The sequence below is a fragment of the Halomonas daqiaonensis genome (assembly GCF_900109725.1).
In the GTDB taxonomy this organism is placed as follows: Bacteria; Pseudomonadota; Gammaproteobacteria; order Pseudomonadales; family Halomonadaceae; genus Halomonas; species Halomonas daqiaonensis.
The window spans coordinates 68,420-80,177 of the sequence record NZ_FOBC01000019.1; the positions used below are offsets into that span (position 1 = coordinate 68,420).

10 protein-coding genes are annotated in these 11,758 nt (G+C 65.3%); 8 read left to right on the forward strand and 2 right to left on the reverse strand.

The genetic code is table 11. The annotated features are described in order from the left end of the window. The first annotated feature begins 248 nt into the window (after positions 1-248). From htpG to sixA, 5 genes are all read left to right on the forward strand, one after another. Positions 249-2,153 carry a molecular chaperone HtpG gene (gene htpG / locus BMY30_RS14325; protein WP_089714898.1) on the forward strand — a complete coding sequence of 635 codons (1,905 nt, stop codon included), beginning with the start codon at positions 249-251 and terminating at the stop codon, positions 2,151-2,153. Positions 2,154-2,392: 239 nt separating this feature from the next. After that, entirely contained in the window at positions 2,393-3,964 is a 1,572-nt protein-coding gene (locus tag BMY30_RS14330) for a Re/Si-specific NAD(P)(+) transhydrogenase subunit alpha (protein WP_089714900.1), read from the forward strand. Between the two features lie 16 nt (positions 3,965-3,980). Further along, positions 3,981-5,423 (forward strand): NAD(P)(+) transhydrogenase (Re/Si-specific) subunit beta, encoded by a 1,443-nt coding sequence (locus tag BMY30_RS14335; RefSeq protein WP_089714903.1) that lies wholly within the window; start codon positions 3,981-3,983, stop codon positions 5,421-5,423. A gap of 111 nt (positions 5,424-5,534) precedes the next feature. Further along, positions 5,535-6,602 carry an NAD(P)H-dependent glycerol-3-phosphate dehydrogenase gene (locus BMY30_RS14340; RefSeq protein ID WP_089714906.1) on the forward strand — a complete coding sequence of 356 codons (1,068 nt, stop codon included), beginning with the start codon at positions 5,535-5,537 and terminating at the stop codon, positions 6,600-6,602. Further along, positions 6,595-7,074 carry a phosphohistidine phosphatase SixA gene (gene sixA / locus BMY30_RS14345; protein WP_089714908.1) on the forward strand — a complete coding sequence of 160 codons (480 nt, stop codon included), beginning with the start codon at positions 6,595-6,597 and terminating at the stop codon, positions 7,072-7,074. The genes BMY30_RS14340 and sixA overlap by 8 nt, the downstream gene beginning before the upstream one ends. A gap of 10 nt (positions 7,075-7,084) precedes the next feature. On the opposite strand, the gene BMY30_RS14350 is transcribed toward sixA, so the two are convergent. Next, a complete protein-coding gene (locus tag BMY30_RS14350; protein ID WP_089714910.1) occupies positions 7,085-8,032 on the reverse strand; it encodes an AEC family transporter in 948 nt (315 codons plus the stop codon). 230 nt (positions 8,033-8,262) lie between these two features. Here BMY30_RS14350 and BMY30_RS14355 point away from each other — a divergent pair, with 230 nt between their 5' ends. The 3 genes from BMY30_RS14355 to BMY30_RS14365 are packed head-to-tail and all read left to right on the forward strand — an operon-like array spanning position 8,263 to position 11,044. After that, positions 8,263-9,078 carry an alpha/beta fold hydrolase gene (locus tag BMY30_RS14355; RefSeq protein WP_089714912.1) on the forward strand — a complete coding sequence of 272 codons (816 nt, stop codon included), beginning with the start codon at positions 8,263-8,265 and terminating at the stop codon, positions 9,076-9,078. Further along, positions 9,075-9,962 carry an alpha/beta hydrolase gene (locus tag BMY30_RS14360; protein WP_089714913.1) on the forward strand — a complete coding sequence of 296 codons (888 nt, stop codon included), beginning with the start codon at positions 9,075-9,077 and terminating at the stop codon, positions 9,960-9,962. Before BMY30_RS14355 ends, BMY30_RS14360 begins: the two co-directional genes overlap by 4 nt. Next, entirely contained in the window at positions 9,959-11,044 is a 1,086-nt protein-coding gene (locus tag BMY30_RS14365; RefSeq protein ID WP_089714915.1) for a patatin-like phospholipase family protein, read from the forward strand. Before BMY30_RS14360 ends, BMY30_RS14365 begins: the two co-directional genes overlap by 4 nt. 6 nt (positions 11,045-11,050) lie before the next feature. On the opposite strand, the gene BMY30_RS14370 is transcribed toward BMY30_RS14365, so the two are convergent. Next, complete coding sequence (locus BMY30_RS14370; RefSeq protein ID WP_089714916.1) at positions 11,051-11,626, reverse strand: Smr/MutS family protein; 576 nt, start codon at positions 11,624-11,626, stop codon at positions 11,051-11,053. Positions 11,627-11,758 lie beyond the last annotated feature (132 nt).

Below are 11,758 nucleotides of genomic sequence, written 5' to 3' on the forward strand. Positions count from 1 at the left end.
ATACTTGAGTAGTGTCGCCGCTGGCCGACAGGTAGCGGCTGTGCGTCAGGGTTAGGGATAGCTTATCGTTTAGCGGCATTCCCGCGTATCGGCAAGAAGTTCGAGATAGCCACCGCCCGCCTGAACTTCTCGCTCGTTAAACACCTCGAAGCAGATGCTTGAAAAAGCGCTACCGGGCCCCATATCGACGACAGTTCCGAATCGGTGGTTCTCGCCACCATGCATGTCGACAGAGGGGTTCACGCTACATGACCACAGCCACTCATGAGGAAACCCTCGGCTTCCAGACCGAGGTCAAGCAGCTGCTGCACCTGATGATTCACTCCCTGTACTCCAACCGGGAGATCTTCCTGCGCGAGCTGATTTCCAACGGTGCCGATGCCTGCGACAAGCTGCGCTACCAGGCGCTGGATAACGATGCGCTCTATGAAGGCGACAGCGAGCTGCGCATCGAAATCGACCACGATGCCGAGGCGGGCACCGTGACCGTACGCGACAACGGCATCGGCATGGACCGCGACGATGTGATCTCGAATCTCGGCACCATCGCCCGCTCAGGCACTGCCGAATTCCTCAAGCAGCTCTCCGGCGAGCAGCAGAAGGATGCCCGGCTGATCGGCCAATTCGGCGTCGGTTTCTACTCGAGCTTCATCGTCGCCGATGAGGTGACGGTGCGTACCCGCAAGGCCGGCAGCGACAAGGCCGCAGGCGTCGAATGGCACTCCAGGGGCGAGGGCGAGTTCACCGTCGCCGACATCGAACGCGAGGTCCACGGCACCGAGATCGTGCTGCACCTCAAGCAGGATGCCCAGGAATTCGCCGACGACTTCCGTCTCAAGAGCCTGGTACGCAAGTATTCCGATCACATCGAGGTACCGGTGCGCATGCCCAGCGTCGAGACCGCCAAGGACGAGGACGGCAACGACATCGAGGGTAGCGAGACTGTCACCTGGGAGACCGTCAACGAGGCCACCGCGCTGTGGGTTCGGCCCAAGAGCGAGATCTCCGACGACGAGTACAAGGAATTCTACAAGCATGTGGCCCATGACTTCAGCGATCCGCTGACCTGGAGCCACAACAAGGTCGAGGGCAAGCTCGAGTATACCAGCCTGCTCTATGTGCCCGGCCGTGCACCCTTCGATCTCTATGAGCGGGACGGTGCAAGGGGCGTGAAGCTCTACGTGCAGCGCGTCTTCATCATGGACGACGCCGAGCAGTTCCTGCCGCTCTACCTGCGCTTCATTAAGGGCGTGCTGGACACCCGTGACCTGTCGCTCAACGTCTCCCGCGAGCTGCTGCAGAAGGACCCGCAGGTCGACAAGATCAAGGCCGCCCTGACCAAGCGCGCGCTGGATATGCTCACGAAGCTCGCCAAGGACAACGAGGCCTACCAGACCTTCTGGAACACCTTCGGCAGCGTGCTCAAGGAAGGTCCGGCGGAGGATTACGCCAACCGCGAGAAGATCGCCGGCCTGCTGCGCTTCTCCACCACCCACACCGACAGCGCCACCCAGGACCAGTCCCTGGCCGACTACGTCTCGCGCATGAAGGATGGGCAGGAGAAGATCTACTACATCGTCGCCGACGGCTTCAATGCGGCCAAGTCGAGCCCGCACCTGGAGATCTTCCGCAAGAAGGGCATCGAGGTACTGTTGCTGCACGACCGCGTCGACGAGTGGCTGATGAGCCATCTCGACGAGTTCGAGGGCAAGCAACTCGTCGATGTGGCCAAGGGCGAGCTCGATCTCGGCGACGTCGAGGACGAGGAGGAGAAGAAGGCCCAGGAGGAGACCGCCAAGGCCAAGGAGGGCCTGATCAAGCGCGTCAAGGAGGCGCTGGGTGACGAGGTCCAAGAGGTCAAGGTGACCCACCGTCTCACCGACTCCCCGGCCTGCGTGGTGCTACCGGAGCACGAGATGGGCTTCCAGATGCGTCGCCTCATGGAGGCGGCCGGCCAGAAGATGCCCGAGGTCAAGCCGATCCTCGAGCTCAACCCCGAGCACGCGCTGGTGGCGCGCCTCGAGAGCGTCGAGGGGGAAGGCTTTGAGGACCTGGCGCGTATCCTGCTCGACCAGGCGATCATCGCCGAGGGTGGTCACCTCGACGATCCCGCTGCCTACGTCAAGCGCCTCAACACCCTGTTGAGCGCCTGATTCACGGCGTCATCGCAGTTTCGCGGTAAGCGACCACGACCCCGCTGGCAACTCCTGCTGGCGGGGTTTTTCGTTTTTACGGGCCCGGTTAAGCCAGCGTTGGCGAATCGCGCCCTAAGCGGCCTTGATCCGATGGCTCGGGTGTGGTGCTCTATAGCGTTCTGATTATCGGTACCGGGCATTGTCACCGGTTCGTCATTGTGGGGTCGCCTGGGCGGCCTGAAGCAAGGAGATGGAACGTGAAGATAGGCGCACCGAAGGAGAGTGCCCGGGGGGAAGCGCGCGTCGCGCTGACCCCCGAGAGCGCGAAGCAGATCCAGAAGCTGGGACATGAGTGTCTCGTCGAGGCCGGGGCCGGGGTGGCCGCGGGTTTCAATGATGATGTCTACCGCGAGGCCGGGGTCACCGTCGTCGACGGGACCGATGCGCTGTGGTCCGAGGCCGAGGTGGTCATCAAGGTCCGCGAGCCCTCCGAGGAAGAGGCCAAGAGGCTGCGTGATGGCCAGACCCTGATCGCCTTCTTCTGGCCGGCCCAGAACGAGGCGATGCTCGAACTGTGCAAGGCCCAGGGGGCCACCGTCATCGCCATGGACATGGTGCCGCGCATCTCGCGGGCGCAGAAGATGGATGCGCTCTCGTCCATGGCCAATATCGCCGGCTATCGTGCGGTGATCGAGGCGGGCAACAACTTCGGACGCTTCTTTACCGGCCAGGTGACTGCCGCGGGCAAGGTGCCGCCGGCCAAGGTACTGGTTATCGGCGCCGGCGTGGCGGGCCTCTCTGCCATCGGCACCGCCACCAGCCTGGGGGCCGTGGTGCGCGCCTTTGACGTGCGCCCCGAGGTGGCCGAGCAGATTGAGTCCATGGGTGCCGAGTTCCTGTTCCTCGACTTCGACGAGAGCCAGGACGGAGCGGAGAGCGGTGGCTATGCCTCGCCCTCCAGCCCCGAGTTCCGCGAGAAGCAGCTCGAGTGTTTCCGCGAGCAGGCCCCGGAGATCGATATCGTCATCACCACGGCGCTGATCCCCGGCAAGCCGGCGCCCAAGCTGTGGCTCGAGGACATGGTCGAGGCCATGAAGCCCGGCTCGGTGATCATCGACCTGGCCGCCGAGAAGGGCGGCAACTGCGATCTGACCAAGCCCGACGAGAAGGTGGTGACCGATAATGGCGTGACGGTCGTCGGCTACACCGACTTCCCCTCACGCATGGCCACCCAGGCCTCGCTGCTCTATTCCACCAACATCCGCCATATGCTCACCGACCTCACCCCCGAGAAGGACGGTGAGATCGTGCATGACATGGAGGATGACGTGATCCGCGGCTCCACGGTGACCCACCAGGGCGAAGTCACCTTCCCGCCGCCGCCGCCCAAGGTCAAGGCTATCGGCGCATCCAAGCCCAAGCCCAAGGAGAAGGAGCCGACCCCGGAAGAGAAGAAGGCCGCGGAACATGCCGCCTTCAAGGCGCAGACCAAGCGCCAGGTAATCCTGCTCGCCGTGGGCGGCGCGCTGATGCTGCTGCTCGGGCAGGTCGCCCCGACCTCCTTCATGCAGCATTTCATCGTCTTCGTGCTGGCCTGCTTCGTCGGCTTCCAGGTGATCTGGGGCGTCAGCCATTCGCTGCATACGCCGCTGATGGCGGTGACCAATGCCATCTCCGGCATCATCATCCTCGGGGCGGTCCTGCAGATCGGCTCCGGCAGCGTCGTCGTCGGCGTGCTAGCGGCGATCTCGGTGCTGATCGCGTCCATCAATATCGTGGGTGGCTTCCTGGTGACACGCCGGATGCTGGCCATGTTCCAGAAATCCTGAGCGGCGGAGACACGACATGTTGGGTCAAGGATTCGTATCTGCCGCGGCGATCGCGGCAAGTGTATTGTTCGTCCTCTCGCTGGGTGGGCTGAGTAATCAGGAAAAGGCCAAGCGTGCCGTCTGGTACGGTATCGTCGGCATGGCCGTGGCGGTGTTCTTCACCGCCTTCGGGCCGGGCATCGGCGGCTACTGGTGGATGATTCCGATGATGATCATCGGGGCGGGCATCGGGGTCTATGTGGCCGGCAAGGTCGACATGACCGAGATGCCGCAGCTGGTGGCGGCGCTACACAGCTTCGTCGGCCTGGCCGCCGTCTTCGTGGCCTGGAATGCGGACCTGGAGCGTCGCCGGGTGATGGCCGTCCAGGCCGTGGAAGGCGCGACCGAGCAGTTCTCGGCCTTTGCCGCCCTAGTGGCGACCAAGGCGCCAGACGAGCTGCTGTTCCTGCAGGTCGAGGTGGTGATCGGCATCTTCATCGGTGCGGTGACCTTCACCGGTTCGGTGATCGCCTTCGGCAAGCTGGCCGGCAAGGTCGACGGCAAGTCCAAGCAGTTGCCCGGCGGGCATATGCTCAACGCCGGCGCGGCGGTCCTCTCGCTGCTGCTGGCCATCCTCTATCTCAACGGGGCCGGCTTCTGGACCCTGCTGGTGCTGGCAGCGCTTGCCTTCTTCATCGGCTACCACCTGATCATGGGCATCGGAGGCGCCGACATGCCGGTAGTGGTATCGATGCTCAACAGCTACTCCGGCTGGGCCGCGGCGGCCATCGGCTTCACGCTCTCCAACGACCTGTTGATCGTCACAGGCGCCCTGGTGGGCTCCTCCGGTGCCATCCTTTCGTACATCATGTGCAAGGCGATGAATCGCAACTTCATCAGCGTCATCTTGGGTGGCTTCGGCGGCAGCCAGGGGCCGGCGGCGGAGATCGAGGGCGAGCAGGTCGCCATCGATGCCGGCGGTGTGGCCAGCGCCCTCAATGATGCCGACAGCGTGATCATCGTGCCGGGCTACGGCATGGCGGTGGCCCAGGCCCAGAACGCGGTCAGCGAGCTGACACGCAAGCTGCGCAGCGCCGGCAAGAACGTGCGCTTCGGTATCCACCCGGTGGCGGGTCGCCTGCCGGGGCACATGAACGTGCTGCTCGCCGAGGCCAAGGTGCCCTACGACATCGTGCTGGAGATGGACGAGATCAACGACGACCTGTCCACCACCGATGTGGTGATCGTCATCGGCTCCAACGACATCGTCAATCCGGCCGCCCAGGAGGATCCCAACAGCCCGATCGCCGGCATGCCGGTACTCAAGGTCTGGGAGGCCAAGCAGGTGTTCGTCTGCAAGCGCGGCCAGGGGACCGGCTACTCCGGTATCGAAAACCCGCTGTTCTTCAAGGAGAACACGCGGATGTTCTACGGCGATGCCCGTCAGAGCATCGACTCGCTGCTGCCGCTGATCGACTGATCCGATCGCCCGGGCCGGATCATCGGCCCGGGCCTTACCCTCTCAATGCGCCCCTTTGCGGGGCGTTTTTTCGTTACACTCTCCTCATCCATTCAGCTTCCTGGGGCGACCATGTCAGACCAACCCATGCGCGTGGCGGTGCTCGGCGGCGGCAGCTTCGGCACCGCCCTGGCCAGCATTGCCGCCGATAACGGGGCCGAGGTGCGTCAGTGGATGCGCGACCCCGAGCTGGCGGCACAGATCAACCGCGATCACCGCAACGGCCGCTACCTGCCGGACTACGCCATCAATGCCGCGGTGGTGGCTTCCATCGAAATGCCCGAGGTTCTCGAGGGCGCCGAGCTGGTGCTGGTGGCCATTCCCTCCAAGGCCTTTCGAGAGGTGGTGCGACAGGCTCGGCCCTATCTGCATGATGAGCAGATACTGGTCAGCACCACCAAGGGCATCCAGGAAGAGGGCTTCAAGCTGATGAGCCAGATCCTCGAGGAGGAAACCGGCTTTGAACATATCGGCGTGATATCGGGGCCGAACCTGGCCGCGGAGGTCGCCGACAAGCAGCTTACTGCCACGGTGATCGCCAGCGACGATCCACAGACTCGCACCCTCGTGCAGACCGCACTGGGCTGCGACTACTTCCGGGTCTATGCCAGCAACGACCGCTATGGTGTGGAACTCGGCGGCTCACTGAAGAACATCTATGCCATCGCCGCCGGCATGGCAGCAGCGCTGGGCATGGGGGAGAACACTCGCAGCATGCTGATGACCCGGGCGCTGGCCGAGATGAGCCGTTTTGCGGTGGACCAGGGCGCCAACCCCATGACCTTCCTGGGACTGGCCGGTGTCGGCGACCTGATCGTTACCTGCTCCTCGGCCCTGTCGCGCAACTATCGAGTAGGCCAGGCCCTGGGCGAGGGCAAGACTCTGGAGCAGGCGGTGGAGGCCCTGGGCCAGGTCGCCGAGGGGGTTAACACCGTGCGCCTGGTGCGTGACAAGGCCCACGAAGACAGCGTCTACATGCCGTTGGCCGAGGGTCTCTACCAAGTGCTGTTCAAGGGCGTGCCGGCCAGGGACATGGCGCGGCTGTTGATGCTCGGCGAGCAGAGCAGCGACGTGGAGTTCGTGCTGCCCCGCAAGGATGTTCAGCAGGATCGTCGCGAGGGGGGCGAGCGTCATGGCTGAGCGGCTTTTGATCATGCGTCACAGCGAGGCCGCCCCGGGCCGCCCCGATGCCGAGCGTGAGCTGACCCCGCACGGGCAGCAGGAGGCGCAGCGCATGGGCCGTTGGTTCGCCGCCCGTGAGGACCTGGACCTCAGGCGCCTGCGCCTGCTGGCCAGCCCCTACCGGCGGGCGCAGCAGACCGCGGAGCGGATCGCGGAGCCTCTGGGGCTCGTGGTCGAGTCCCTGCCGATCATCACCCCCGACCATTCCCCCGAGGCCGTGGTGGAGTGGCTGCTCGGCGAGCCCGATGATCGACCGCTGATGCTGGTCAGCCATATGCCACTGGTCGCGGCTCTCGCCGGCCTGCTGGTAGACGGGCGGAGTGACCGCGGCCCCGGCTTTCCCACGGCTGCCGTCGCCGAGCTCGAGGCTGAGGTATGGGCAGCAGGCGGTGCCCGACTTCGCGGGTTCACGGATCCAGCAGGGCTCTGACCAGCCGAGCTTAGATAAGCCCGGCGGCGCTCAGCCCGAAGGCACCGATGGTGATGGTCAGGCTGGCCAGCAGTGTGGTCAGGGCAATGATAGTGGCGGTGAGCGCGGCATTGCCGCCCATCGCCTTGGTCATGACGAAGGCCGCGGCGGCGGTGGGACTGGCGAAGAACAGGAACAGCACCCCCAGCTCGCGTCCTTCGAAGCCGACGAGCCAGGCGGCCCCAGTGGCCAGTGCCGGCAGGGTGACCATCTTCATCAGGCTGGCGCTGATCGCCAGCCGACCCGAGTTACGGATCTCGCCCAGCGAGAGGGTGGCGCCGATGCAGATCAGGGCCAGCGGCAGGGTCAGCGAGGCGAAGTAGTCGCCGGAGGTCATCAGCCAGCCTGGCAGGGGTAATCCCATGGCAGCGACGGGTACGGCGGCAACCACGGCGAGGATCAGCGGATTGGTGGCGATGTGTCCGAGGATGCTGCGCCAATCGGTGTGCTGGCCTTCCCGGTAGCTGGCCAGGGCGATCACCGAGAAGACATTGTAGGTGAGGATCACCACCCCCAGCAGCAGGCCACCGGCGGACAGCCCGTAGTCGCCGTACATGCCGGCGGCGAGTGCCAGGCCGACGATGCCGCAGTTGCCGCGGAAGGCGCCCTGTACGTAGACGCCGCGCGCCTCACGGGGTACGCGCAGGATCGCCCAGCCCCAACTGAACAGGAAGCTGCCCAGAGTCGCCAGGGCGAAGAAACCGAGCAGCGCCGGGTTCAGGGTAGCCGCCAGATCGGCACGAATGATGCTGAGGAAGATCAGCGTTGGCAGGGTGGCCTTGAAGACCAGCATCGAGGCGGTGGAGACGAAGGCCCGGTCGATCCAGCCGGCGCGTTTCAGTCCCAGTCCGATGAACACCATGGCGAAAACCGGCAGGGTGGTCTCCAGGGTCTGCAGGAAGAGGGCCGAGAGCTCCATGGGGGCGCTTAGCGCATCAGCCAGAAGCCGACGACGATGGCGGCTATCACGGTCACCAGGAAGACGCAGTTACGGATGCGGGTATCACGGGCGGGTTGGCGAGGGTCTTCCACGAGGGGCTCCTGTCGATTGGACTGTCGTCGCCGGGCGACTTGGCGGATCATGATAATCCCGTTAGCCTGCTATCGCCAGAAGGGTGCCGGCCAGGCGCCCGCCAGCCGGAAGAGTCCATGAGCAGATCCGACCACACCTCACGCATTCCTCTCGTCTTCGCCCACGCCAACGGCTTCCCGGGGCAGAGCTATCGCAGCTTTCTGGCGCCGCTGGCAGAGCGCTTCGACCTGCACCCGCTCGATCGCCTGGGCCATCATCCCGACTTTCCCGTCGGCCACAACTGGCTGGCGTTGCGTGATGAGCTGCTCGACCACCTGGCCCATCTCCCGGGCCCGGTGGTCGGGGTGGGCCACTCAATGGGCGGCGTGTTGATGGCCATGGCCGCCGAGCACTCTCCCGAGCGCTTCCGCTGTGTGGTAATGCTCGACCCACCGCTGATGCTGGGCCTGACGGCCTGGGTCATGAAGGCGGCCAAGCGACTCGGCCTGGCCGACCGCCTCACCCCGGCCGGCAGGACCCTGGGGCGTCGTGACAGCTGGCCCAGCCGGGAGGCCATGTTCCACTATCTGCGTCGGCGTGGGCTCTTCCGGCGCTTCACCGAGGAAGCCCTGCACGACTACGTGGATGGCGGCACTCGCGAACTGGATGACGGTAGCGTGGTGCTGCTCTACGACCCTGATATCGAGGTGCAGATATTTCGCCACCTGCCCGATCATCTGGGCGACTTGCCCGGCCGGGTCAGGGTACCCCTGGGGGTGTTGACCGGTGCCGAATCCGACCTGCTCTCGGCGTTTCGACGCCGCCAGATGGCGCGGCGGGGCGTGAGCGTGGCGGAGGTTCCGGGCGGGCACATGTTCCCCATGGAATTTCCCGATTCAACCCGCTCGGCCCTGCTGACCATGCTCGATGACCTGCTGGCGTCGTCAGCATGAGCGGACCCCGATCCCTGAGATTGGCCGGGGGCCGCCTGGCAGCGCTGGCCTGGGGCGATGACAAGGCCCCCACCTGGCTGGCGCTGCACGGCTGGCTAGACAATGCCGCCAGCTTTTCGCGCCTGGCGCCCCGGCTGGTCGAGGCGCTCGGCATCCGGGTGGTGGCCATCGACTTCGCCGGCCATGGCCTGTCCCGTCACTGTCATGGGGACTATGCACTATGGGACTATTGTCATGACCTCCTCGATGCCTGCGACCATTTGGACCTCTCGCAGGTGACGCTTTTGGCCCACTCCATGGGGGCCGGCGTGGCCTGCCTGATGGCCGCCGCCCTGCCGGAGCGCGTCGAGACATTGGTGCTGCTCGATGGCCTGGGAGCCCTGACCAGCGAGGCCGACGAGGCACCAGCCCAGTTGCGCAAGGGCCTGCTCGCCGATCGACGCCCCTCCTCGCCGGCGCCGCGCTATCCTGATAGTGAGACCGCTGTGGCAGCGCGTGTGGCTGGTGGGGCGACGCCGATCGATGCCGAGACGGCGTGGCCGTTGGTGCTGCGTAACCTGGAAACATTGCCCGATGGCCATGTGCAGCTGCGCACCGATGCTCGTCTGCTGCGCCCGTCCCTGGTGCGACTCTCTCCCGATCAGGTGGGGGCCATGCTGGCGACGATCCGTTGTCCGGTGCTGTTGGTGGAAGGAGAAACCGGCATCCTGGGAGAGCGCGCACGGGCGCACCAGGCCCGGGCGGCGGTAAAAAGGTTGACCCGCCGAGTGCTGCCGGGCGGCCACCACCTGCATCTGGAACCGCTGGCTGTGGCAATGGTGACGGACACCATCGTGAGGTGGCATGACAACGAGACTAGCAGCCGACAAGGAGGGGCCCCATGAGCCAGCAAGAGGAAGCTGAGAGCCCGCAAGGTAAGCGCGTGGCGTTGGTGCTCGGCAGCGGGGGCGCACGGGGCTATGCCCACATCGGGGTCATCGAGGAACTCGAGGCGCGGGGCTACCAGGTGGTAGCGATCTCCAGCTGTTCCATGGGCGCCGTGGTGGGTGGTGTGTACGCGGCGGGGCAACTGGCCGCTTACCGCGACTGGGTCTGTCGGCTGGATTATTTCGACGTGCTCAGGCTGGTCGATGTTACCTGGAGTCCCATGGGGGCCATGAAGGCCAACAAGGTGATGGACAAGCTCGAGAACCTGATCGGCGAGACACGCATCGAGGATCTGGCGATCCCCGTGACCACTGTGGCCACCGACATGACTCGCCAGCGCGAGGTGTGGTTCCAGAAAGGTTCGCTGCTCGAGGCGATTCGCGCCTCCATCGCCGTGCCCGGGGTGATCACGCCGGTGCATCGCGGCGACCAGGTACTGGTTGACGGTGGGCTGCTCAACCCGCTGCCGATCATCCCCACGGTATCGACGCAGGCGGACTTCGTGCTGGCGGTCAATGCCACCGCCCATAGCCCGCGCCCGGTGACCCTGGATGATCTGTTGCCTCCCGAAGAAGTCGCTGAGGAGCAGGTGCGGGAGACATCGCGGAAAGCCGGAGGCGTCGACTTCGCCAGTTGGATCGACGGGGTTCGCAGGGCAACACGACGACTGTTCGATGGTTTCGGCAATCAGGATGACTGCGAGAGTGGTGACAAGAGCGAGATGGAAGAGGCCCTGGAGGGTGGTCGTCGCGATTGGGGCCGGATGGATATGGTGCTGGCCTCCTTCGACATCACCCAGGCAGCCCTGGCCAAGTACAAGGTGGCAGGTTACCCCCCGGATGTGCTCATCGAGGTGCCCAAGACGGTCTGTGGTGCCTATGAATTCCACCGCGCAGAGGCGCTGATCAGCCTCGGCAGGCACCTGGCCGCGGAAGCGCTTGACCGCTTCGAGGGGCGTACCCATCCCGTCTGGGGGAGCCCGTCCATCGTGGTGAAAAGGCCCGACAAGGAAGGTCAGGAAAGGGAAGAAGACTCTTGAGCGTTGTCAGGCCCAGCTTCCCCGCCGCCTGAGCAGCACATAGATGGCCCCGGTACCGCCGTCGATCGCGGTTGCCGAGCAGAAGGCCAGCACGCTGGGCCACTCCCGCAGCCAGGCATTCACGTGGCTCTTGATCACGGGGTAGTCGCTGGTGGTGCCCCAGGCCTTGCCGTGCACGACCAGCACGCAGCGTCGGCGGCGGGCCACGGCGTCGAGCAGGAAGGCTTCCAGCTCCGCCCGAGCCTCCTCGAGGGTATGGCCATGCAGGTCGAGTCCTGCCTCCCAGCCGATGCGTCCGCGCTTGAGTTGCTGACGCGTGCGCCAGGGTAGATCGGGCAGCGCGAAGTCGAGGAACTCGGAGGGCCGTACCGGCTCCACCCGGCCGTCCGAGGTGCGGCCGGCCGCCGCGAGATCGTCAGTGGCCGTGGTCGCGGCGGCCCGTCGCTCGGCCGCGGCGTGATCCCGCCGGCGCCGGCGGCCGGGGTCGGCGCGGTTGCTGGCGATCGGGCGTACGCCGGCGTCGCGCAGCGCCTGGCGAAAGGCGCTGATCTCGTCCTCATCCGGGGGGTGGTCTCGACTCATGGGGCTATTCGGCTTGTGAAGCAAAGCGCCAGTATACCGCAGGGCTATCGCAGTTGAGCGAACTGACGAATGAGGCTCAGTAAGTAGTCGTCATTCCAGCCTGCTTGCTTTCGCTTTCCTTTCATAGACCCT

Excerpts from the sequence above, each read along its gene's own strand:
- BMY30_RS14340 (WP_089714906.1), top strand. The coding sequence starts at position 5,535 with ATGTCAGACCAACCCATGCGCGTGGCGGTGCTCGGCGGCGGCAGCTTC.
- BMY30_RS14360 (WP_089714913.1), top strand. The coding sequence starts at position 9,075 with ATGAGCGGACCCCGATCCCTGAGATTGGCCGGGGGCCGCCTGGCAGCG.
- sixA (WP_089714908.1), top strand. The coding sequence starts at position 6,595 with ATGGCTGAGCGGCTTTTGATCATGCGTCACAGCGAGGCCGCCCCGGGC.
- htpG (WP_089714898.1), top strand. The coding sequence starts at position 249 with ATGACCACAGCCACTCATGAGGAAACCCTCGGCTTCCAGACCGAGGTC.
- BMY30_RS14335 (WP_089714903.1), top strand. The coding sequence starts at position 3,981 with ATGTTGGGTCAAGGATTCGTATCTGCCGCGGCGATCGCGGCAAGTGTA.
- BMY30_RS14350 (WP_089714910.1), bottom strand. The coding sequence starts at position 8,032 with ATGGAGCTCTCGGCCCTCTTCCTGCAGACCCTGGAGACCACCCTGCCG.
- BMY30_RS14370 (WP_089714916.1), bottom strand. The coding sequence starts at position 11,626 with ATGAGTCGAGACCACCCCCCGGATGAGGACGAGATCAGCGCCTTTCGC.
- BMY30_RS14355 (WP_089714912.1), top strand. The coding sequence starts at position 8,263 with ATGAGCAGATCCGACCACACCTCACGCATTCCTCTCGTCTTCGCCCAC.
- BMY30_RS14365 (WP_089714915.1), top strand. The coding sequence starts at position 9,959 with ATGAGCCAGCAAGAGGAAGCTGAGAGCCCGCAAGGTAAGCGCGTGGCG.